The sequence below is a fragment of the Oceanobacillus sp. NCCP-135 genome, from assembly GCF_059698015.1.
This window is the reverse complement of record NZ_BAAKSZ010000006.1, coordinates 141,130-165,070: the sequence shown is the minus strand read 5'-3', so window position 1 is coordinate 165,070 and position 23,941 is coordinate 141,130. Positions and strand designations below refer to the sequence as shown.

Here is a 23,941-nt window from a genome sequence, read left to right as displayed (position 1 = left end):
TCTTTTTTACATGCCTCTGACCCTTGATATGTCAATAATTGGCAATAATTACCACCAAACTCGGGATTTAGTAGTAAAACGTTTCTTAGCAGTCTTATTTCCAGCACATGAATATGAACAATTAACGGTACAGGCTGAAATTGGTAGAGAAAAGTTTATTGCTAAAGGTAAAACAGTAATCAATGCTGGTTGGAAAGAAGTTTACGAAAATCGATATGATGATGAAGAATTAACAGACAATATAAAAGAACAATTATTACCCAGCGTTGAAAAAGGGGATGTACTAAAGACAAAGTTAGTCACTCAAACATCGGGCCAAACAAAGCCACCTGCACGCTTTACAGAGGCTACTTTACTGTCTGCCATGGAAAACCCTACGAAGTATATGGAAACGAGTAATAAAGAGCTTGCAGATACCTTAAAATCAACTGGTGGATTAGGTACGGTTGCAACACGTGCAGATATTATTGACAAGCTATTCAATTCATTCTTAATGGAAAAACGTAGTGGTAAAGAAATTTATATCACATCAAAAGGTCGTCAGTTACTTGATTTAGTACCAGAGGAGTTACGTTCACCTGCAACAACAGCTAGATGGGAGAAAAAGCTTGAGCTCATTGAAAAAGGCAAGTTGAAGAAAGATGTGTTCATTAATGAAATGAAAGAGCACACAAAGGAAATTGTCGCTGAAATTAAAGCTAGCGATAAAAAATATAAGCATGACAACATCTCAACAAAATCTTGCCCTGATTGCGGTAAACCAATGCTTGAGGTGAACGGTAAAAAAGGGAAAATGCTCGTCTGCCAAGATCGTGATTGTGGACACCGAAAGAACGTGTCACGTGTAACAAACGCTCGTTGCCCTCAATGTAAAAAGAAAATGGAACTACGTGGCGAAGGAAAAGGACAAATCTTCGCATGTAAATGTGGCTATCGTGAAAAGCTATCTTCTTTTGAAGCCCGTCGCAAAAAAGAAGGAAGTGGAAAAATGGATAAACGTAACGTACAGAAATATTTAAAGCAACAAGAAAAAGAGGCTGAACCAATTAATAATCCATTTGCTGAATTATTAAAAGGAATGAAGTTTGATTAAATAACCAAATTAATATGCGAAGGTCGGGAGAAAAATAAAACAAAACAGACTGTAAGTATTTTCTTATAGTCTGTTTTATTGTGCTTGTGTAGTTTTGATTTTTTCGTAATATAGCTCTAATGTATATATGGCAGTGATTTCCAAATTTTTCACAGGAGCAAAAAATGTGTTATACAACACTAATACTTTTAACATACAAATAATGATTACATCCCATGTTCGGCACATCGATAACACATTTAGTTTTTAATATATACTATTTAGCCAACTTCTGTAATTTAGGCTAAATTAGTACGACGCAACGAATCAAAAAGTGAAAATATATACAATGCAAAATGGTGAATTTTGATGTTTGTGCTTCAGATAATGTAAATAACTGTTGAATAGGCTTACATGCCGAATGTGGGTTACATCATGGAATTAAGTTCTTTTAGAAATACACTCGTTCTATCTAGCTGTCTGCCAAGTAGATTTTTATACATTGGATTTTCAACAAATACGAGAGTTACCATAAGAACTGCATCTAGTCTATAAATCAATTCTGTTGGTTTGGAAATATCTTCATATGAGTGAATAGTATAATTGTCTAGAAAACTATCAAAAAGGGTGTAACCATTAGCGATACTAAATTCTTCTAGTCTAGTAATCTCTAACAAAGGATCGCCTAATATTGCATATGACCAATCGATAATAGAAACAATCTTATTATCTCTCGTAAGAATATTGTCCGGTCTAAGGTCCATATGAAGCAAGCTTCGTCGATAACCAGTATTAATATATTCAACTAGACTATTCTTTTCTAAAGTTGGGAAAATAGGATTAATATCGTTTAGCTTTTTTATTCTGTCTTGTATTCTGTTGGCAAGCATTAAATTAAAGTTATTATCTTCATGTTCATTTATCCGAACATTAGTAAGTTGTTCAATAGGCAACGAATGTAGTTTGTTTAATAATTGAGCTAACTGGCCAGACGGTATACTTGTTCTATCATTTGTCACGTATTCATAGACGAAGAAAATAACTTCCTTACTTTCGTGAATAAAGTAAAACCTCGGAACAGGGAAATCAAAAATATAACAATGCTCATAAATTTCTTTTTCCTTTTTTAAAAAGTAAAGTGAATCATAAATTTCATTCCCATATTTTATGTATCTCTTCTTAGGTGTCCTAACTGCAATTTCTCCTAATTTTTTGCTGTGTAAAAGTATAACAAAAAAATCCAATCCTTGGCCAATCAAGGATGCTTGTTCTCTGCATACTTCAAGATTATAATCCTTATTTAAAATATTTATGATTGTAGGTATAATCCTTGATTTTTTCACTGTATTCAAATTATTCACCCTTAATAAATTGATTATATCAAATTTATATGATATCTTTGAAAAAGTAAAATATTACAATAGCCTAGTGGTGTAATGTCAAGTACAAGAAAATAAATAATTGGAAATTTTCTTTTTAAAAGTTCTTTTACCCTTTAAAAAAAGGTATACCAAATAAGCCTCACACCATTTAACAAAAAATGGAAGTGAAGTTATAGAGACATTAACCTAAAATAAGAGGTTTATTGATTCCTCCTCTCAGGTGGAATATATAGTTGGTTGGTTTTTAGTAGCGAGTAAACCAACCTGACCAATTTTCTTGCGGTTAAGACGAGGGCTCGTTTGTGCTGATGCTTAGTAACTTCTTGATACTTCTTATGATAAAAATCACGGTATTCGGAATCGTGCTTTCGAACCGAATCAGCAGCTTGAATGAGGTAATACCTCAAATATTTATTTCCGGTAAGCATACGCTTGGTTTCTTCGGATTCATATTCACCAGACTGATTCTGACTCCATACTAGTCCAGCGTATTTAGCCAAGGCGTTATGATTATCGAATCGTTCGATTTCACCAATCTCTGCGATTAAACCAGCGGTATACACATGGCTAATACCTTTCACGGAAGACAAGGTCTCCTGAATACCTTTCATCAGTTTCTGAATTTCCTTATCAAGTCGTTTGACTTGTGATTCCATATGTTGAATGGTGCTTAAGGTGACGCTTAGTGATATGTTGACCGGGTCCTGCATCGTTTTATGCAGACGGTAAGAAGATCGAGCGACTTTCTGTAAATACTTCGCCACTTCTTCTGGGTTTTCAAAGCGATTCTTCCCTTTATCCTGAATGAACTCGATGAGTTCTTCGATAGACATATTGGCGATGACTTCGGGTTCTAGCTCTTGAATAACGGCTAGACTTGTTGAGCCAAATGTATTGGAAAAAGGGTTCTCCTGACGAAGGCCGCTGAACTTTAAAAAGATCTGGTTGAGAAGATAAGTTTTATTTCGTGAAATTTCCTTCATGAGATGAAACCGTGTACGCGTTAAGCGCTGTAAGGCTTCATACTGAATCGCGTCTTTCATCGCATTTGGTAGTCGTCCAAATCGCAGGTGGTCAGCGATTACCCAGGCGTCAATGCGGTCGTTTTTCGGTAGGGTGTCATACCCCTTTTTAAAACGAGCCACTCTTCGTGCATTTAAGACGTAGATGGAAACATCTCTTTCTTCAGATGATGGAAGGTGTTCATGGAGATAATGGGCTACATGCCATCCATATTGACCGGTGGCTTCTAACCCGATTTTGAGCTGATTAACTTGATGGTCGTCCGCTGTCTTGATAATCCTTTGAACCAATGTTTCAGCACCATCTTGATTATTAGAGACACTGAAATCCTTGATGGAGTCTCCGTCATCTCTCATGAAATGGACATGATGAGATTTTAAGCTAACGTCTAAACCGACAAGCAATTGAGACATACCAATCACCTCCTAGATAGAGTAATCAAGATTCTTTCAGACCTGGGTGCCCATCGGAATCATCGATGGCTTCCTCGTCATCAGCACTCAATTAGAAGAAGGCCATTCATCGCTACATCACTTCTTCTAAGCGGCGCAACTAGGGGTTAGACCTTCCATGATGAACGATGGGTAGCAGGCTTTTTAAGCAGTCCAAATATGGCCGCAAGGGGGAATAGAAATATCCCGAAAAAACCTTGTCCGTTCCATTGTCCGATAGACACGTCTGAAAGACAATACTTTAAATACCGAAGGAAGCAATGGAGCATCCTCCATTCTTCGATATTGCTCTATATTTAATTTTTGGGCACATCAAATAAGCATGATGAAAGGAATCCATCAAGCATTTAAGACAATCGTTATTGAAAGAATCAATAATCCTTCTTTTTGTGAAGGTGCCAGACTTCCCCATCCACGGGTGAAGCAAGCAAATATCAAATAAGTGTGAATGAGGAAGCCTTGGCTTACTCAAACAATATAAATCTACATGCATGTAGGAATTCAAAGAGGGCTTTCAAGGAGGTCCGGATCCAACTGGAAAATCCTCTAAGATGAGCTCTAAAACATATTATACGAGGAGGAGAATAATGAATACATTGCTATTAATGCCAAAATTCCCCCATATGTGGTGGGTGAAGCAACCGCCAATAGGAGCTTTATATACCGCATCAGTTGTCAAGCAAGAAGGATATAACATCCGGTTTTATGATTTACGTTATGAAGACCAGGATGAATGGAAACAACAAATAACCAAAAAGTGACGTTGTTATTTTGCAAACAGCTGAGTATGATTTGACACAATGTTATCCATCAGATCTAGACGGTATAAAAGATACGGTTAATCAAATAAGAGAGATTGATAGTAGCATAAAAGTTTTATGCGTCGGACCTCATGGCAAAGTAGCACCAGATTTAACTCAGAAACAATTAGGGGTAGATGGTGTTTTAGTAGGTGAGAATGAAGTTGTTGTACCAAATTTCTTAAAACAATGGGACGCATATAAAGAAAAGACAGAACACTTTGTGTTTACTGACACTAACCAAACAGAACTAAGTACATTGCCTATTCCTGATTACTCTTTAGTTGATTTAACGAAGTACTATTCATATGTTCCCGTTAATAACAAAATCGAGCGTGTCACAACCGGATTACTCTTGGCGAATAGAGGTTGTCCTTTCGCTTGTGATTATTGTTATATTGGTTACTTCGGTAGAAAGGTGAGAACCAGACCTGTAGAGTACGTAATTGAGGAAATTCAAGAAATGTATAAACAAGGAGTAAAGAACTTCTTCTTTCTTGACTACACATTTACCGTTAATAAAAAATGGGTTTATAGTTTGACAGAAGCTCTTAAAGATTTAGCTTTGGATATTACCTGGGGATGTGAGACTAGAGTTGATGTTATTGATCAAGAATTAATAGATGCCATGGCTGAAGCTGGTTGTACATATATTTGGTTCGGTATTGAATCTCCGGATATAAGGGATATGGAGGTTAATAAGAACTTAAAAAGAGAAACTATCGAAAGAACATTGAACGGGGCTGTAAAAGCAGGAATTCAACCTATGGCATTTATGCTAGTTGGTTTTCCTGATGAAGATATTGATTCAATAGCTGAATGGTGCGAACAACAACCATTTATTTTTGACCACTCAGTGGTATTACCACGTCCTGGTACACCACTCTTCGATCGACTTAACATCGATTATAATTCCTTTGATAATTGGGAGGATCTTGCCAATTCTTCATCTACGACTTTACAGTATAATAGGGATTTAGTTAACAAAAACTTTGATAAATTAAAGACTTTAAGAAATTATTTCGATAATAATGTAATAGAGTTAGTGAATAATTAAAGAGAGGTGTAATTATGAGTATGACTGCTCGCAATTATCACAATCTTGATAATTTAAGGTGGAATGAACTTTTAAAAAGTGGTACTCCGTTCCAATCTGCTGCTTATGTCCAAGCCTTTGAGAAGGCTTGGACTAAACCTTTACCAAATCATATAGTGAGTGAGTCCAAGCACGGGGTTTCGTTCGTTTTATCATATATTTACAAAATGGGGGATTGCTCCCTGCTGGATTATTATAGAACAATAACTGATATAAAGATAACTGGACCAGTAATATTTAGTCATACACTAAATAGTTGGTACAGCGGAGTTATATATAATAATAAATCAAATTTAAATGATTCTATAGAGAAATTAATTTATAAAGGTAAAGAAGATAATTCTATTGTTTTACTAGGTGGGATAAGAGATATAGAAACTGATTTAATAGAAGTATTAAAAAGTAATGGATTTGTTTTCAGTCGATTTTCAACAGCGATGGCAAGGGATATTAGTCCAATGGAAGAACCAGATTCTACAGCTTCATTACCAAGGAAAAAAAAGCAGAAATTAAGAAACTACCTTTCTCGCTCTAAGAGAGTAGGAGTTACAATAGAGAAAGTTTCACAACCAGACCTTAAATCATTAAACGAGCTTATAGATGTAACGTTTCAAGACTTAGGGTCATCTAGAGAACTGCTACCATCTAATTTTTTTTATGAAACATACAATAACCTCAACCTAGATACATTTACTGCCATATATAAAGGGAAACAAATTGGCTTTATTTCAGGTATTAAATGGGGAGCGGATTATTATGTATTATTCACTGGTCATAGCGGTAAAGATTCTTTAAATAAATATTATCAAATGCATTCATTATTTGAAAATATTGTAGAACATGCCTATTTATTAGGATGTACAAACATACATATTGGTCGAGACCCATATACGTTTAAAAAACAACACGGATTCGAACCTGTTCCAATTTATTTTGCAGCAAAGGCGCCGAAGCCTGAACAGCAGCCATTGGTAGAACAATGGATGTGTTTATTGGAAAAAAGGCACTTTGAAAAATATAAAAAAGAGCTTTTTTAAAGGATGATTAATGAATATGGATAAAGTATATACTCCTTCAGTTTTAGTAAGTAGAGATGATTTTCTTCCTGAAAATACAAAAAGAATATATCTTGTTAGACATGGTCATTCAGGCAGTACAAATATAGTAAATTCTATGAATCCTCCACTTTCTTCTATGGGGATAAAACAGGCTGACTCCCTTAAAAACTTCTTTGCAGATAAACAAATAGATGAGGTTATTACATCTAATCTTAGCAGAGCAAAAGAAACAGCTAATATTATTATTGGCGATAGGGAAATCGAAAAGAAATCTACTAGTGAGTTGAATGAATTACATTGTAATGGTAATTGGGAAGCTCTTTCCGAAGAAGAGCTTACACGTATAGTAAATAGTCGGATTTACAAGTTTAATGATAAAGTGAAAAACGGTGAAACACTTGTTAACTTTCATAGGAGAATAGAATGGGCTTGGAATGAAATTATAACAAAGTCGGAGGCAAATAATATATTACTAGTTACACATTATGAGGTTATGCGAGTTTTGGTTTCTATTTTATTTAAGGTTAAACCTGAAAGCGATATTGACTTTTTGATTCCATTTTCACATGCATCAGTGTCTGAAGTTAGAATTGTAGACACAATAAAAGATGAAGACTTACCAGATAAAATGTATGTTTTACAATACTTATGTAAAACCGAGCATTTAAGCGAAGATCTTCTATCATATTAAGGTGGGGTTATGAAGGATTTTTTTAAGTACAACAAAGGCTTATCATTTTATTTAGCATCGAGCTTCTTCAGTTCTATGGCTAGTAAAATCTATATGTTTGCTATCCCTTGGCTCATTTATGAAGTCACAGAATCTTCAACGTGGATGGGCATAGTTTTTTTGCTTCAACTGCTGCCATCACTCATTGTATCTCCTTTCGTTGGAACAGTTGTTGATTCCTTAAATAGAAAAGTTATAATTTTCTCAAGTAATTTTCTTCAGGGGATATTGCTACTTGTATTAACTGTTTTTGTCCTGATAAATTATATAAATTTAACTTTAATTTTAAGTATCTGTGTTGTTTTATCTGTCTTTAGTTGTTTCTCATTTGTTTCAGAGGAAACAATAATACCTCAAACAACCGAAAAGAAGTACCTAGTAAAAGCAAATACATTTTATGAGTTTTTGGACACCATAGCTGTTTTATCAGGACCCTCTTTAGCAGGAGTGATTATTTCGTTTGTTGGAATTGGGCCAGCGTTACTAGTAGGTGTACTTTGCTTTGTACCTGTATTAATATCAATATTCCTATTAAAAATAAAATATAAACATGAACAGGTCGATGAGGACAAAAATTTTCTTCGCAATATTGTAAATGGGTTTAAATATGTAAAAGGGAGCAAGGTTCTGCTTACCATAATGAGCTTTGCTTTTGTTGCTAATATTGCACACGGATCAATCGATGCAATGTTTATATATTTTGCAAGGGATCATCTACAACTGGATGCATTTTATGTAGGGCTTATTTTTTCATTATCTGGAATCATGCAGTTTATATGTGGGCTTCTTACTCCGATAATTTCAAGTAATTTTGCACATTTAAAGGCTTTATTGTCTACAGGGTTTATATCCGGTTTAGGGATTCTAATAATATCTTTTTCATCTATATGGCCACTTGTGGGACTAGGTAGAGCTTTACAAGAAGGTCCAATAATCACTTCTAACATACTTAATAAATCATTAAGACAATCAATAGTTCCAAATAATCTATTAGGCCGTGTGAATTCAATTAACAACACCGTATCAATGATTTCTTACCCATTAGCCGGTTTTTTGGCAGGGATTTTTACAGATTTACTTAGTATAACTTTGGTATTTAAGGTCTCGGCTTTTATTTTAATAGTTTCAACTTTAATTATTTGGTTAATAAACTTTAAAAAAATCACTAAACAGGAACAAGGTGATAGTTATGAAAAATTTTCAGGGTGAACATGTACTAATTGTAGCAGATTCTTGGGAATATATTCAGTTCTATTTAATCGAGCGGCTCGAATTAAAGGTCGTATTATTTCAATCTCCTGACCGACAGCACCGAGATAAAAAAGAAATCTGTGAGGAGATTCATTATTTTGATTTAACTGATGAGGATTTAGCAAGAAGTATCTCTGATAGGTTACATAAAAAATATAACTTTAAGGCAGTTTGTAGTTTTACAGATGAAGGAGTTGAATTAGCATCAATTATAGGTAAACATCTAAACCTAACAAATAATCCGCTAACTCCATCAAAACTTGTGAACAGCAAAGCTTCTTTACGAGAGCGGTTAAATAGACAGAATATATCAAAAGTAAATTATATGCTGTGTAATAGCCGAAAACAATTAGATGATTTTATTTCTACACATAATAATTACCCTGTAATTTTAAAACCAAACAAAGGAACAGGCAGTAAGAATGTATACCGAGCTGACAACTATGATGAATTGATAAAATACTACAACACAATACGTAAGACATCAACAGAAACTGTACTAGTTGAGGAATTTCTAGATGGAACAGAAATTAGCGTTGAAACTATTTCATTTAACGGAGAGCATCACGTCATACAAATTACCGATAAATTAACGATAAACAATGTTGAATACGGACACGTAATGCCATCAGATATATCAAATAAACAAGAAGTTATAATATTAGTTAAGGAAATGCTAGAGGCTATTGGACATAAAACAGGACCTTGTCATATAGAAATTAAATTAACATCTAAGGGACCAAAAGTTGTTGAGACCCACACACGTCCTGGGGGAGACTTTATAGTCCTTCTATTGACAGGTATATTTGGTGTAGATGTTATAAGTCTTACCATAGAATACTTAATTTCAGGTGTTAAACCAATTATTAAGGATGTACAAGGTAAAGGGGGGGCAGTTCGTTATTTTAACTCAACTCCCGGTCTTGTAAAAACTATAGAGGGGTTAGAGGACGTTTTAAAAAACCCTAATGTTCTTGCTCATGAAATTAATGTAAAAATTGGTGATACAGTAACCGAGGTTACTGACAGTTTTAACAGATCTGGATGTTTAGTTGTGCAAGGCTATTCTGGGAGGGATGCATTGAACAAAGCTGAAGACTTAATTAGGTTAATTAAAATTATCACATCTTGATAAACCTGAATTAACTTCACAATATTTATATAGTTATTAACGGTTAAGAAACTGTTAAAAGGCGTATTTTACGAACAATTAGATTGAAAAGAAAGGGGTAAAAAATTGACAAATAGATTAAATAGTCGTTTATTTACATCAGAGTCGGTTACTGAGGGGCATCCTGATAAAATCTGTGACCAAATTTCAGATGCTATCCTGGATAATATTTTAGAAAAGGATCCGAACGCTCGCGTAGCGTGTGAAACTTCGGTAACAACCGGTCTTGTGTTGGTAGCAGGAGAAATTACAACCAATACGTATGTAGATATCCCTAAAATTGTCCGTGAAACAATCAAAGGGATTGGCTACACACGTGCAAAATATGGATTTGATGCAGAAACATGTGCAATTTTAACGTCAATTGATGAACAATCTGCTGATATTGCTCAGGGAGTAAATGTATCATTAGAAGCGCGAGATGGCGAGATGACCGATGCTGAGATTGAAGCAATTGGTGCGGGCGATCAAGGACTCATGTTTGGTTATGCGACCAATGAGACTAAAGAGCTTATGCCACTACCAATTTCCTTAAGTCACAAGCTTGCTCGTCGCTTGACGGAAGTACGAAAAGAAGAGATACTCCAATATTTACGTCCGGATGGAAAAATTCAAGTGACAGTGGAATACGATGAAAATGAACAACCAGTAAGGGTCGATACAATCGTAATATCTACACAACACCATCCAGAAGTTTCGCTTGAGCAAATCCAAGAGGACCTAAAAGAGTATGTGATTAAACCTGTTGTACCAGAAACACTGATTGATAAAGATACGAAATACTTTATAAATCCGACTGGCCGATTCGTGATAGGGGGACCTCAAGGAGATGCGGGACTAACAGGACGAAAGATTATTGTCGATACATACGGTGGATATGCAAGACACGGTGGAGGAGCCTTCTCCGGTAAAGATCCAACAAAAGTAGACCGTTCAGGAGCATATGCAGCCCGATATGTGGCAAAAAATATTGTAGCTGCCGAGATAGCTGATAAATGTGAAGTACAGATTGCATATGCGATTGGGGTAGCTCAACCGGTTTCAATCTCAATCAACACATTTGGAACAGGAAAACTAGGAGAAGATGAACTTGTCAAACTTGTTCGCAGTAATTTCGACTTGCGCCCGGCTGGGATTATCAAAATGCTGGATTTGCGTCGTCCGATTTACAAGCAAACCGCTACCTACGGTCATTTTGGGCGAAATGATGTTAATCTTCCATGGGAAGAGACAGATAAATCTCAACTTCTGCAAAGGCAAGTATATTCTCTAGTGTAGATTTATCAATTTAGTAAACAGCAAATGGATTTACTACTATAATGTGAAACCACGCTTTGTTCTTACTCGTAACAAATCAAGGTATGAAAAGAAGCTCTGTTTTGTTGGAAATCTACCTATGGTACAACTAGCAGCAGGATTAATATGACCAACTTTATTTAATCAATAGCAATTGTTTCATTTTAGTCAAAAATAGGGTAGAATAAAATTAGATATTCATAAGATAATAAAACCGCTTGGTGCTGGAACACCAAACGGTTTGGTGCAATAGCCCTTCAAGGGGCAACTCGCTAGCGAAAGCGTAAAAATAACCACCTTCATTAGCTGCCAGGCTTAGGGTGGTTATTTTTATGATTAAATGACAGTATCGTCACGATCAGTGCTGAAAGAAATCATAACTACGAGGCACTCGTAAACTGTCATCGGCAACACCCCCTTTCATTCTATAAAGGGCCATGAAAAACCTTATACAGAGAGTTAAACGCAGAGGAGCTCGCAGGAGAGATTAGAGTAATAGGAGGGAATATAGATACAGATGAAGAAGTGACCGTATTCGAAACAAGTAATTTAGGTGGACCTAACAATGGTGCAGATGCACATATACCATCATCAATGTCATTACCTTTTAGTGGGCTATGGAAGTTGAACGCTTATGTAGGTAGAGAATTGTTCGGCACAGTTGTTGTGAATGTAGAGAGTAAAAACTTAAACGTGGGATATAAGCTTATTAAGGCGGAGTTTAGTTGAATAAGGATTTCTGATATGATCAAACTTTTCTATAAAAACCAAACTAAAATCTGCTGGATAAAAACCCATTTTGATCAATCTATTTCTCAAAACACGCTTTTTCTATTTGTTTTTATACCCAAGGTTGTATTAAATTAATATAATCAAACTTTATTCCGAGGCTACACAAGGCTACATCAAAAGATATCTTTGAAAACATGTATATTAAGATTGTCTTCCTTATACTTTAAACTTTTTATAGTAATACTCTTGATTTCAAGAGCATCATGCGATTATCCCAACAGAACAGCATGTAATTCTAGATGAATTAAATGATAAAGAACGGAAAATTTATGATCTTGTTGTGAAGCGGTTTTTAGCAGTATTGTCAGATCCATATGCATATGAACAAACAACTATAATAGCACAAATCGGAAATGAAGGCTTCTCCGCAAAAGGAAGGATTGTTAAGAAGCAGGGCTGGAAGGAAATCTATGATAATCGTTTTGATGACAATGAGAGCAATGATGATCAGCAATTGCCTGTGGTTGAAAAAGGCGATGCGATGAATGTGCGGATTTCCATGACGGAGGGCGAAACAAAACCGCCGGAGCGACTTACAGAAGGGGCACTGCTTCAGGCGATGGAAAATCCCGTTTGTTACATGAGCTCTGAAGAAAAACATTTAGCGGGTACCATCAATAAAACAGGTGGTCTTGGTACTGTTGCAACCCGTGCCGATATTATCGAAAAGCTGTTCAATGGAATGTATATGGAAATGAAGGGCAAGCATATTTATATCACTTCCAAAGGCCGTCAGCTGCTTGAATTGGTGCCGGAGGAGTTGCGTTCACCTGCACTTACAGCAGAATGGGAGCAAAAGCTTGGACTCATTGCGGAAGGGAAACTGAATAAAAATAAGTTCATTTCTGAAATGAAAAGCTATGCGAGAGAAGTTGTTCAGGAAATTAAAGGCAGTGATGAAACATTTAAGCATGATAACATGACCGGTACAAAATGCCCGGATTGTGGCAAACTGATGCTAGAAATCAATAATAAACATGGGCGCATGCTAGTCTGCCAGGATCGTTCATGCGGACACAAGAAAAATATTGCCAGACAAACAAATGCCCGCTGTCCTAATTGCCATAAGCGCCTGGAATTACGTGGGGAAGGTGAAGGACAAATATTCATATGCAAATGCGGCCATCGTGAAAAACTGTCCACCTTTAATAAGCGAAAACAGCAGGAGAAAAAGCATAAAGTATCGAAAAAAGACGTGAATAACTATTTGAAGAAACAGGATGATGGCTTTGCGAATAACGCATTAGCCGAACAGCTGGCTAAGCTGAAGAAATAGATAGATGAGGACTCTCTGCATGGGGTAGAGGGTCCTTTTTTTTAGTGTGAAATCAATGTTTGGCTGAAGTTCACAGGCGAGGGATGGAAGTTCACAATGAATTGGTTAGAAGTTCACAGTGACATGGTAAGAAGTTCACACAAAATTGGCGGAAGTTCACAAAGTTGGGTAGATGTGCACTAACAATTTGATATGATCCAGTCAAATGATCATAATTCTGCTGAAACTTTGCAGAAATCTGTAGCTTTTTCATTTCTAAAGCAGGGTTTCTCATGATAATGTCGAATATATCATCTATCCACAAAAATTAAATAGGAAAGGTAGTGTAGTATTGATACTAAAACCCCTGGAAGTCCCCGAGGTCCTTCTGAAAACGGAGGCATTGAACTGCCGATTAAGAATCACGCACCCTCAAAAAGAAATAGTAGCAACAAATGCTCGAAATCTCCGCGCTGGATACAACGGTGAATTATCCCTTGAATTTCCACTTAGTTTTCTACCATACGATAAATATCTCATCTTCTATCATTTGCGTATTCGTGACCCAAATGGCTTTTTTCAAATTGACACACTGGTTCTATCAGCTAATTTTATATTAATAATAGAAGTGAAGAATATTAGGGATCATGTTATTTTTGATGAAATGGGACAGGCGATTCGTATTGAAAATGAGCAAACTAAAGCTTTTACAAATCCGGTAGATCAAGTTAATTTACAGCATTTACGTTTGCTCCGCTGGCTTCGGCAATTTAATTTTCCTTCAATTCCTCTTGAAAAAATCGTTGTATATAGTAATCCAAACACCATCCTGAAAAATCATACCAATGATAAAGTTATCACTGAAATGGTGATGCACAAAGAAAAAATATTAGGGAAAATAGATGAGTTTTCCAGCAAGTATAATATGGAATGTTTTTCTGAAGATCAGTTAATGAATCTCTCATTTCAATTGCTTTCAGCACATACTCCAGAAGAAGTGGATGTTTTAGAAAAATATAAAGTTTCTTATGATGAGCTAATTAAAGGAGTGTTCTGTCGGGAATGCTTTACCGTTCCAATGCTGCGGACGAGAGGTAAATGGCGATGTTCTTCTTGCGGTAAGTTATCTAAAACTGCTCACCTGGAAACTCTGATTGATTATGCCTTGTTGAAGGGTGCATATATTAATAATCGTCAAGCGAGGGATATGTTACAATTGGAATCTGATAACATAGCTAGGAAACTATTACAAAAAGCGGAACTCGAAAAAGTTGGTTCGACAAGTGGATTGAGATATAAATTAGATATTGAAAGGTTAGCCAGTAGAAGAAATAACCTGTAGAAGTCGGTGTTTGGCTGAAGTTCACAGGCGAAGGGCGGAAGTTCACAACGAGTTGGTTAGAAGTTCACAGCGACATGGTAAGAAGTTCACACAAAATTGGCTGAAGTTCACAATATCAGGCGGAGTTCACAATTTCAGGCGAAGTTCACATCATCAGGAGAAGTTCACATCATCAGGAGGAGTACGCAACACTAGGAGAAGTTCGCAAGTCGGCAGTAGTCTACATGAAGTTACAAAATCAGTAAAACTCGCCATCCGGACATCTAAAAAAAGCGTAATCATTGATAGAAATAAGATAAAGCTGTTTACTTGCTATTGCCTCTTCATGTATCATTATATAAGAGATAGCATATAAGGGAGGTATCATATAGATGGCTTTTGTTATTTTGGATCCTTGTGGCTCGGAGAAATCGGCTGAGTGTGTGAGTGTTTGTCCAGTAGATTGTATCGAAGAAGGCACAGATCAGTTTTACATAGATCCAGATGTTTGTATAGATTGTGGTGCATGTAAAGCGGTTTGCCCGGTTGAAGCAATCGAGGAAGAATATGATCTCACACCAGATCAGGAAGTGTTCCTTGAAAAAGCAGAAGAATTTTTCGCAAATAGGTAAAAATAAATAGATCAAATAAGGCGCTCATTTATTATAATGGGTGCTTTTTTTTAAAAAATTATATACCCAGGTATACATTACATAATGTGCATATCGTGTTACTATTTTCTTAACGTCACATCGATGGAGTACAGGTTTATCAGTTTTTTTGTTTATGAACATAAATCAGCTGGCATAGGGAGGTGTTGTGATGCCAAAGGAAATGAATACAGAGGAAGCGTCTGTGGCAATTCAGCAGGAAGAGTCTGCTGATGTAAAGGAAAATAAAGGAATGGCTATTTTAGCATATATTATTTTCTTTATTCCGCTTCTTGCCGCAAAAGACTCGAAGTTTGCAATGTATCATGCAAATCAGGGACTTATATTATTTTTATGCTGGATTGGTGTATCTGTCCTTGGAACTGTTTTACCAATTATCGGGTGGTTAATCATTTTGCCGTTTGGTAGTTTAATGCTTGTAATATTAGCTGTGATGGGGATTATTAATGCAGCAAATGGCAAGGAAAAGGGCTTACCAATCATTGGAAAGTATAAACTGCTAAAATAATGAAAGAGAGAGACAGAACAACACTTTCGCCTCTCTCTTAAATTCGACTTAAATAATTTCCATCAATCTTTTAATCAACTGGGTTCTGTTCCTGGCTCCAGCCTTGGATAGAATCCTGCTCATATGTTTCTTCACCGTTACTTCTGCAATATAAAGCTGGCTTGCAATTTCTGCATTGCTTTTTTCATCAAGAATAAGTTTTACAATGTCCATTTCCCGATCAGTGAATGCAAACGTACTAGTAATCATTTCGATTTGGTTGCTAACCGAATCTTTAGAAGTGAATTGTTTTAGATAAACAGCTAATTTTGCACCGCTCACATCTAATATATAGGTTGGTGATGGATAGTTCTCACCATAATCGTAATGCAGTGCGTCTGGAACCTCTTGGAATCCAAAGTTTTTAAGTAATTGTTGGAAAAAAGGCAGAGGAGTAGAAACAATAATTATCCCGCCGGAAAGCAGTAATGGAAATAAATTATACAGGGAAAATGAACGAGCTTCTGTATTGGATGGATCAACATAGTCAAGCATTCGGATAAACCATCCGGCATTTTTGTCTTCTGAAACAGCAAATTCATCTTTTTCTCTCTCTGTCAGTCGTGAAAAATAGGCCCTTGAAACAGGCTCTCTTGTTAAATGGGGGAGTGTATTTTTATTAATTGGTACAAGAATGGAAAGTCCCAGTGTCTCGCCATATTCATTTTTTAAAATACGTGCCACATGTTTCCCCATTTTATCAATGTATTCTGTATTCACCAATTCCAATTCTTTTTGATTATGCTGTAAAGATGCATGGAAATGATAGGAATTATTTGTCCCTCTAGTATAGAACTGCGCATCACTTGTGGATATATTTTCTTTTTTATTGGCAAAAAAATCTGTGACTTCATGAAAATTATAGGATTCCACTTGTTCAAAATACATTGTGGTGTTAATCGAATCCTGAAAAAAAACGGATTGAATAAACTCATCCCCAAGATGATAAAAAAACTGAGCAATATCGTCACGTGATCGGGTAGAAATTGTTTTGTGATAGTAAAATGCAGCACTTCGCTCACTCAAAGCATTAAACCGCTCGGGATTTCGATGTTTTAACTCAACCCGAATAGCATCCCGGATTAAATCATGCATCGCCCAGTTCCTTCTAGTAGGCTTGATGAAGGATAAACCTGTAAGTTCATGGAATTTTGATAGGCTAACTTCACGATTCAAAATGGAGGACAGGCTTTGTTGATCAAAGGTATGCAGAATTGCTGCCGCTTCGACCAAATGATGCAAATCCTCATTTTTTACTTCGTGCAGCCATCTTTTAGTTAATTCAATTAAAATTTGAGGTATGTTTTCTGTTAGCTGATCAGTTGAATCAATCTCCGGTTTTTCATTCGTAATTGCTGCAAGGGATAAAGTCAGTGGATGACCTTCAGTAAATTTCCATAAAGACTCGACATAATGTTTGTTTGTAATGCCGTAATGCCTTAGATAGGAACTTGTTTGCGAAAGGGTAAAATCTTTCAGTTCCAGCTGTTTTGTTATCCTCCTCCAAGCAGGGGACTCCATCCATTCTCCTTTTAAAGCATGTCGCCCCGCTAGAATAAAAAATATATTGGAATCAGCATGCCGGATAAAAATTTGCCGAAACCAGCGATCAAGAGCATCCATTTTTTCATACGTATCAATGGCGATAATAATTTTGTGTTCCAATGCAAGATCCGCAAGATTTTGAAAGCAATTTTGCAAGTTATTCCGATTGTTATATGTCATATTGCTTATAGTCATTTCCAGTAGTGTGAGTAAATAATCAGCAAACCCTAAAGGAGTATGAGGGAAATCTTCACTGTCCAGCTTGAAAAAAAGTATCCCGTTATCGGCAGCGATTCCAGAGAATTTTGATAATAGATAGGTTTTGCCAATTCCACCGGTACCATAAATGCTAAGCACTTTTTCATCAGGATTATCTGCTTGGATAAACTGCTGAAAAACGTCAATCTCATGTTTTCTTCCAATGAAAAATTCGTTTTCTATTTCTGTAATGATGTCATACATGTTTTTTTGTTCGGTTGTATTGTTTTTGTTTACCTCCAAAACAATAAACCCCTTCCAGATAAACTATTTTATTTAGAAAAATCTAATTATTATAAATATAGTTAAAAACGACTATTATGTCAACAGTTATCTGGAACTTTTTGTCTAACAAAAAAATAAAAAAAGGATTGAACTTGACGTTAACGTTAATGATAAACTATAGTTGTTAGAAAATTGGAACAAGGTGATTACTGATGTGCAAAGAGGAAACCTATTCGATTTCAGAGCTGGCGGAACATTTCGGTATAACCACAAGAACGATCCGTTATTATGAAGAGCTCGGATTGATTCAACCAAAGCGCAGTACAGGTGGACAGCGAATCTTTTTTAAGAAAGAGCGCATTCGACTACAGCTGGTGTTTCGCGGGAAAAAATATGGATTCAACCTGGAAGAAATAAAGGAGATGATCCAGCTTTTTGATCAGGATCCGAGTGGAAAACAACAGCTTTCCAAAACAATTGAATATGGAGAGGGAAAAATAGAGGAAGTGAAGAGACGGATTAATGAATTGATGAATCTTCGTTCAGAGATGGAACATTTGATCATGGATTTTAAAACTAAATTACATGAATTGGAGCGTGAAAGCTAATATGAATATCCCCAATTTGCTTGCAAGCCAGTCGAGAAAGCTGCCGGAGAAAGAAGCTATTGTTACGCCATATGAGCGGATTACTTACCTGGAATGGAATATATCTGTAAATAAATTAGCAAACAGTCTTAGAAAACGTGGTGTCAGTCAGGGTGTCAAAGTTGTGCTGCATATGCCAAACACAAAGGAATTTTTATATACGTATTTTGCTGCCCAACGGCTTGGAGCGTTGATTGTGCCAATAAATGCCAAGCTTGTCCATCAGGAAATTGTCTATATTCTCGAGCATAGTGATGCAACTGTATTCATTACACATGACGTCTTATTTAACCAGGTGAAGGGACTGCCGAAATCTGATAACCTTTTATGTGTAAAAACCGGTGAAGCTGCGGATCATTGGCTATCCTTTGAAAAGCTGATAGCGGATGGATCTCCGGATGAAATTCGTTGTGATTTAACAGAGGATGATGAAGCGGCATTATTATATACTTCCGGAACGACCGGTGATCCTAAAGGAGTTGTTTTCACCTACCGTAATATCCTCACTGTTGCAACGATGATTTGTATTGAAATGACGATGAAACCTGAAAGCCGAGTACTGCATATGATGCCACTTAGTCATTCAGCTCCACTGCATCTATTCCTAATTGCAGGCATGTATGTTGGAGCGACACATGTACTTGTACCGACCTTTACACCCGACTTGCTACTAGAAACAGTTGAAAAAGAAAAGACTACTCATTTCTTTGGTGCACCAATAGCCTATCTTGCAAGCGCAAAGCATCCTAAAATGAATGAATATGACTTGTCATCGATGGAATATTGGGTATATGGCGGTGCACCTTTAGCAGATCAGGAAGTGACTTTTATTAAGGAAAAATTTTCAACTAACAAGCTAATGTGTGTCTATGGACTGACAGAAGCTGGACCAAGTGGAACATTGCTGGGCTTTAAGGATCATCAAACAAAAGCTGGAAGTATTGGGAAAAGAGCTGCCTTAAATTGTGAACTTCGTATTGTTGATGAAAATGGAAACACTGTAAAGCAGGGAGAAGTTGGTGAGATTATTCTTCGAGGAGAAGGAAATATGAAGGGCTACTACAAGGATCCTGTGAAAACAAGTGAGGCATTAAGAGGCGACTGGCTATACACAGGTGACATGGCCAAAGAGGATGAAGATGGATACTACTGGGTCGTTGATCGTAAAAAAGACATGATTATTTCTGGTGGTGTTAATATTTTTCCGAAAGAAATAGAGAATCTTTTAATCACCCATCCAGCAATTGCGGATGTTGCTGTTGTCGGGATTCCAAATCCGGATTGGGGAGAGACGGTGAAAGCCTTTGTTGTGATTGACGGAGAAATCGGAAATCTAGCAGAAGAATTAAGTGAATTTTTGCAAGGGAAAATAGCAGATTATAAGATTCCTAAATTATATGAGGAATTGGAAGCGCTTCCTAGGAATGCAACGGGTAAACTATTGAAAAATCAATTACGTGAACGTGTAGAGCTGTAACAACATAAGCGAGGTGTTAGAATGATGAATTTTTACACGGAAGATAAAAATCTTAAGCGATTACTTGCGGCTCTGCTGCCAGAGGATTTCTTCAAGTGGGCAGACTCGGAACTGGAGGAATTTGGCGCATTATGTGCAGGGGATATTGATCAGCGGGCAGTCTATACAGATCGAAAGGGACAGCCTCGGTTAATCCGCTATGACAAAATGGGAAATGAAGTATCCGAAATCTGGGTAAATGAAGGATATAAAAAAACAATAGAAGCGACGTATCATACAGGAATTGTCGGCTATATTCATAAGGAAATACCTGAACTCATGGTTAAGGGAAATTATGTTTATTCCTTTGCTCAAGGATATTTACTATCCCATGCGGAACCAGGGTTTTATTGTCCTGTTACCTTATCGAAAGCAACCGCTTATTTAATTGATCATTATGCTTCAGCCTCTTTAAGGACAGAATTTTTGCCACATGTGCTCTCAACAGGTGATGTGGAACTTTATGAGGGAGCGACCTTTCTGACAGAGCGTCAAGGTGGTTCAGATGTTGGAGCAAATGCTGTAGAAGCTGTCCGAGAAGGGGAATCCTATCGAATAACCGGGGAAAAGTATTTTGCCAGTAATGTTGGTGCATGTGGTGTGGCGATGGTGCTGGCGCGATTGGAAGGTGCACCAAAGGGCACAAAAGGATTAAGTTTATTCCTGGTTCCCTGGGAAGAAAACCGTGAGGCTGGATTACTGCGGATTCGTAGGCTAAAGGATAAACTTGGCGTTCGCGCTGTGCCTTCTGGAGAAGTGGAATTTGATGGGGCAAAGGCATATTTGGTTGGAGAAGCACATAAGGGATTTTCCTATATGATAGAGGCATTAAATCTATCTAGAGTCTCCAATGCAGTTGCATCGTTAGGCATTATGCGCCGTGCTTATTTGGAAGCAAAAAATTATGCGATCGATCGTGAGGCTTTTGGCAATAAACTGACAAATTATCCAATGGTTCAGGCTACATTGAGTCAAATGGTTGCTAAACAAGAGGTCGAAACAAGCGTAGTGTTTGAGGTAATCCGGCTGATGGATCTGGTAATGGGCAAAGAAACAAAAGCTGAAGTTTCACAAAAAGATCAGATATTATTTCGATTGTATGTGGCCATCATGAAAAAAGAAACGGCTGAACAAGCGATCCATTTTGCCCATGAAGCGATTGAAATGCATGGAGGAAATGGATATATTGAAGATTTTGTCACGCCACGGCTCCTTCGTGATGCGCAGGTGCTGACCGTTTGGGAAGGGACTGCCAATATATTAGGTTTGGAGGTTCTCAGGTTAATTGGCAAATATAATGCAGAAGCGATTTTTGCTGTAGAGATGAGAGAGCGGTTAGCTGAGATTACCAATGAAAAATTAACAGGTTGGGTTGGGGAAATCGAATCAAAAATTTCAGGATTAACGGAAAAAGTTAAACAAGTAAAAAAATTACCTCATGATTTGCAAACTTATTACAGCAAGGATTTAGCCAGTCGAATGGCAGTTATTTTCGAAAGTGTTGTGGCATTACAAACAAGTATGAATGGTGATAGCAGACAACAAGCGATTACGGAAGTTTATTTACAATCCGTATGGAGGAAAAGTGAGTTTGAAAAAGACCCAGTAGCATTGTCGAAGTTTAGTGAGATTGTTGGAAATTAAGTAAGAGTTATCCCCGTTACTTGGTTAGCTGTAGCGGGGATTTTTGATTTAGGAAAATTAATCTATGAAGTAATTGTTGCGTAAATGTGGGATCTTCCAGAGGTAGTTACAATCCGTATTGATTTTTGAATCTGGCAAACTCTCTTTCATTTCGTGCCGCTTTTTCCCAGATATGATCCTGATCCGCTTCTAAGGAGTGTAACTTTTCCATAACTTCCTTGTGGTGGGTGTTATTTTCTTCTCTCATAGATTGTTGTTCTAATTTTACAGTAGTCAGCTCTTCACGAATGGAAACCTGTTCTTCTTTCATTGCGGTTTGCTCTTTATGCGTTGCCGTTTGTTCTTCCGCTACTTTTGCTACTGTTGTAATTAACTGTGTCACCATATTTTCCATTCGGTCAAAGCGTTTCTCCATCTGATCGAACTTCTGATCAAAACGCTTCTCCATCTGATCAAAGCGTTTTTCCATCCAATCAAAACGTTCTTCATTCATTTTCTTCACCTCCTTCGTTTAAGTATAGTTCATATTACTGGTTAAATCCATAAAAAAATGTCGAATTTTTGGTTTAGTTTTCCTCTGCCTTTACCGCTATTTTACTAGCAATCCAGCGTTTTGCAGTAGTTTCATCAATTTCATAGACTTTCCCTGCACGCAGCAGGTCACCATGGTATGCGGTTTGGACATTCATCTTTACTTTGATCATATGTGTGCTCCTTTTGTTGTTGTTGTTGTTGTATTAAGTATACATGATCTTGTTAATTTATTGAAACGTTCGATGATAACTCATATAATTAACGTATGTATGCTAATCCTGTTCGAAAAGGTGAACAGTTTATGAAAAATAAGGTTAATAAAACTATCCAAAATAAGGGGAAGATTGCCAACGTTAGTGATACTGTATATACACTTACTATTGGAAGGTGGATGTAATCTATCTTACAAATTACGCATCAATGCTTAATACATAGATATGAAATGAAAAATAAAATTGCTGATAACAGTATTCAACCAGATAATATCATTAATTATTATCAAATTTGCATTAATTTTTAACAGTGATTAGCATATATCTTAAGGAGGAATTCTATCCCGATGGAAATACGAAACTATATTCAATCTGATGAGTTAAGTTGGCTCCAATGTAGGGTGCTTTCTTTTTTGAATACAGCTTATTATGATAATGTGCTGAAAGAAAAGGAGAAATATGATAATCCCAGTATAGAAATTGTTGCAGTAGATAAAGGTAAAGTAATTGGGTTATTGGATATAGAGTATGAAGAAAAGGAAAGCACCGTTTGTTCAAGAGGTAAAGGGCTTGGTGGAATGATTTGGCATCTAGCTGTGCATCCGGATTTTCAGAAGCAGGGAATTGCTGGAAGGCTATTAAACAAAGCTGAGCAAATAGCAAAAACACAAGGATTAAATCGTTTGGAGGCATGGACCAGAGATGATATTTGGGTAAATAAATGGTATGAAAAGCAAGGGTTTTCTAAAGTAGAATCTTATCTGCAAGTCTATATTAATGGTGGGCAAGAAGTTAAGAAATCGATTAAAAGTGAGATTGAAAATTTCTATCCAATCCAAGCATTTGCGCACTATATTGGTAAAGATAAAGGAATGATTCGGAGCAACTTTGAAAGAGTGCATGAATGTAACTGCTACGAGAAAAAGTTAGAAGAAAACTAATATGAAATTGTTTCTATTGAAATCAATCAGTTTGGGCATTTTATATGTAATTAGTTGAAAAAAATGGAAAATACGGTACCCGAAAATGCACCCTCCAATTCTATGTCAGATCTTTTTATCCAAATGGGAGCAAATCAGCCTGTTGTAAAGACGGCAAAGGTTGGGCGTAATGATCCATGCCCATGCGGAAGCAGAAAGAAATATAAGCGCTGTTGTATGTAGGATGGGGCTAATTGTATGGGCTTTTTTTGCCCGGGTTTGTGAGCATGTTGTAAAAGGTATAGAAATTTTTCAGTGATTAATCTATTGGATTCTTGTGAAGGATGTCATTGGGCATCATATGAGATTGTAATCTAAACTGTGTAAGTAGAAGAGCGTACGGCTTCTACTGGCAGTTTAGATTTTTTTATTTTAGCATAATGATAATAGATTGAGATCAAAGGAAATGTAAATGACAAAAATTAAATGCCATCCAAAATCGGAATACCTGGCCAATAAAATT

The 23,941-nt window shown here is 36.6% G+C and carries 21 protein-coding genes and 2 pseudogenes; 18 read left to right on the top strand and 5 right to left on the bottom strand.

Annotation, left to right across the window (positions count from 1 at the left end; translation table 11 throughout):
- A partial coding sequence (locus AC6HVZ_RS06610; RefSeq protein WP_497557353.1) for a DNA topoisomerase occupies nt 1–1,093 on the top strand: 1,093 nt, incomplete at its 5' end.
- Between the two features lie 407 nt (nt 1,094–1,500).
- Here AC6HVZ_RS06610 and AC6HVZ_RS06605 read toward each other — a convergent pair.
- Both AC6HVZ_RS06605 and AC6HVZ_RS06600 read right to left on the bottom strand, forming a co-directional pair.
- Complete coding sequence (locus tag AC6HVZ_RS06605; RefSeq protein WP_497557361.1) at nt 1,501–2,415, bottom strand: phosphotransferase family protein; 915 nt, start codon at nt 2,413–2,415, stop codon at nt 1,501–1,503.
- A gap of 239 nt (nt 2,416–2,654) precedes the next feature.
- A complete protein-coding gene (locus AC6HVZ_RS06600) occupies nt 2,655–3,890 on the bottom strand; it encodes an IS110 family RNA-guided transposase (protein ID WP_497557352.1) in 1,236 nt (411 codons plus the stop codon).
- A 626-nt stretch (nt 3,891–4,516) separates the two neighbouring features.
- Here AC6HVZ_RS06600 and AC6HVZ_RS06595 point away from each other — a divergent pair.
- From AC6HVZ_RS06595 to AC6HVZ_RS06540, 12 genes and pseudogenes are all read left to right on the top strand, one after another.
- Nucleotides 4,517–4,690 carry a hypothetical protein gene (locus AC6HVZ_RS06595; protein WP_497557351.1) on the top strand — a complete coding sequence of 58 codons (174 nt, stop codon included), beginning with the start codon at nt 4,517–4,519 and terminating at the stop codon, nt 4,688–4,690.
- A gap of 10 nt (nt 4,691–4,700) precedes the next feature.
- A complete protein-coding gene (locus AC6HVZ_RS06590) occupies nt 4,701–5,786 on the top strand; it encodes a B12-binding domain-containing radical SAM protein (RefSeq protein ID WP_497557350.1) in 1,086 nt (361 codons plus the stop codon).
- A gap of 14 nt (nt 5,787–5,800) precedes the next feature.
- Nucleotides 5,801–6,862, top strand: coding sequence for a GNAT family protein (locus tag AC6HVZ_RS06585; RefSeq protein ID WP_497557349.1), 1,062 nt, complete (start codon nt 5,801–5,803; stop codon nt 6,860–6,862).
- 16 nt (nt 6,863–6,878) lie between these two features.
- Nucleotides 6,879–7,574: a histidine phosphatase family protein gene (locus tag AC6HVZ_RS06580; protein ID WP_497557348.1), complete on the top strand. Its 696-nt coding sequence runs from the start codon at nt 6,879–6,881 to the stop codon at nt 7,572–7,574.
- A gap of 9 nt (nt 7,575–7,583) precedes the next feature.
- Nucleotides 7,584–8,822 carry an MFS transporter gene (locus AC6HVZ_RS06575; protein WP_497557347.1) on the top strand — a complete coding sequence of 413 codons (1,239 nt, stop codon included), beginning with the start codon at nt 7,584–7,586 and terminating at the stop codon, nt 8,820–8,822.
- Nucleotides 8,803–9,996 carry an ATP-grasp domain-containing protein gene (locus tag AC6HVZ_RS06570; protein ID WP_497557346.1) on the top strand — a complete coding sequence of 398 codons (1,194 nt, stop codon included), beginning with the start codon at nt 8,803–8,805 and terminating at the stop codon, nt 9,994–9,996. The genes AC6HVZ_RS06575 and AC6HVZ_RS06570 overlap by 20 nt, the downstream gene beginning before the upstream one ends.
- Before the next feature lie 105 nt (nt 9,997–10,101).
- Complete coding sequence (gene metK / locus AC6HVZ_RS06565) at nt 10,102–11,313, top strand: methionine adenosyltransferase (protein ID WP_497557345.1); 1,212 nt, start codon at nt 10,102–10,104, stop codon at nt 11,311–11,313.
- Between the two features lie 543 nt (nt 11,314–11,856).
- Nucleotides 11,857–12,060, top strand: coding sequence for a DUF4871 domain-containing protein (locus tag AC6HVZ_RS06560; RefSeq protein ID WP_497557344.1), 204 nt, complete (start codon nt 11,857–11,859; stop codon nt 12,058–12,060).
- A gap of 259 nt (nt 12,061–12,319) precedes the next feature.
- Nucleotides 12,320–13,399 (top strand): annotated as a pseudogene (locus tag AC6HVZ_RS06555) (DNA topoisomerase); the annotation flags it as partial.
- A gap of 382 nt (nt 13,400–13,781) precedes the next feature.
- Entirely contained in the window at nt 13,782–14,720 is a 939-nt protein-coding gene (locus AC6HVZ_RS06550) for a nuclease-related domain-containing protein (protein ID WP_497557343.1), read from the top strand.
- A gap of 371 nt (nt 14,721–15,091) precedes the next feature.
- Complete coding sequence (locus tag AC6HVZ_RS06545; protein ID WP_497557342.1) at nt 15,092–15,331, top strand: ferredoxin family protein; 240 nt, start codon at nt 15,092–15,094, stop codon at nt 15,329–15,331.
- 190 nt (nt 15,332–15,521) lie between these two features.
- Complete coding sequence (locus AC6HVZ_RS06540) at nt 15,522–15,878, top strand: DUF4870 domain-containing protein (RefSeq protein WP_497557341.1); 357 nt, start codon at nt 15,522–15,524, stop codon at nt 15,876–15,878.
- Between the two features lie 48 nt (nt 15,879–15,926).
- On the opposite strand, the gene AC6HVZ_RS06535 is transcribed toward AC6HVZ_RS06540, so the two are convergent.
- Nucleotides 15,927–17,963: a LuxR C-terminal-related transcriptional regulator gene (locus tag AC6HVZ_RS06535; RefSeq protein ID WP_497557340.1), complete on the bottom strand. Its 2,037-nt coding sequence runs from the start codon at nt 17,961–17,963 to the stop codon at nt 15,927–15,929.
- 194 nt (nt 17,964–18,157) lie between these two features.
- On the opposite strand from AC6HVZ_RS06535, the gene AC6HVZ_RS06530 reads away from it, so the two are divergent.
- Genes AC6HVZ_RS06530 through AC6HVZ_RS06520 form a run of 3 tightly spaced genes read left to right on the top strand, consistent with a single transcriptional unit; the run spans nt 18,158 to nt 21,752 of the window.
- Nucleotides 18,158–18,553, top strand: a complete 396-nt coding sequence (locus AC6HVZ_RS06530; RefSeq protein ID WP_497557339.1) for a MerR family transcriptional regulator — start codon at nt 18,158–18,160, stop codon at nt 18,551–18,553.
- Between the two features lies 1 nt (nt 18,554).
- Nucleotides 18,555–20,069 (top strand): class I adenylate-forming enzyme family protein, encoded by a 1,515-nt coding sequence (locus AC6HVZ_RS06525; protein WP_497557338.1) that lies wholly within the window; start codon nt 18,555–18,557, stop codon nt 20,067–20,069.
- 24 nt (nt 20,070–20,093) lie between these two features.
- The gene (locus tag AC6HVZ_RS06520; RefSeq protein ID WP_497557337.1) at nt 20,094–21,752 is read left to right on the top strand and encodes an acyl-CoA dehydrogenase family protein; all 1,659 of its coding nucleotides are present in this window, start codon (nt 20,094–20,096) and stop codon (nt 21,750–21,752) included.
- A 106-nt stretch (nt 21,753–21,858) separates the two neighbouring features.
- Here AC6HVZ_RS06520 and AC6HVZ_RS06515 read toward each other — a convergent pair whose 3' ends face one another.
- Complete coding sequence (locus AC6HVZ_RS06515) at nt 21,859–22,245, bottom strand: hypothetical protein (protein WP_497557336.1); 387 nt, start codon at nt 22,243–22,245, stop codon at nt 21,859–21,861.
- Nucleotides 22,246–22,318: 73 nt separating this feature from the next.
- Complete coding sequence (locus AC6HVZ_RS06510; RefSeq protein ID WP_497557335.1) at nt 22,319–22,456, bottom strand: hypothetical protein; 138 nt, start codon at nt 22,454–22,456, stop codon at nt 22,319–22,321.
- A gap of 383 nt (nt 22,457–22,839) precedes the next feature.
- Here AC6HVZ_RS06510 and AC6HVZ_RS06505 point away from each other — a divergent pair, with 383 nt between their 5' ends.
- The gene (locus tag AC6HVZ_RS06505) at nt 22,840–23,439 is read left to right on the top strand and encodes a GNAT family N-acetyltransferase (protein ID WP_497557360.1); all 600 of its coding nucleotides are present in this window, start codon (nt 22,840–22,842) and stop codon (nt 23,437–23,439) included.
- Between the two features lie 135 nt (nt 23,440–23,574).
- A pseudogene (locus AC6HVZ_RS06500) lies at nt 23,575–23,661 on the top strand (SEC-C metal-binding domain-containing protein); the annotation flags it as partial.
- Nucleotides 23,662–23,941 lie beyond the last annotated feature (280 nt).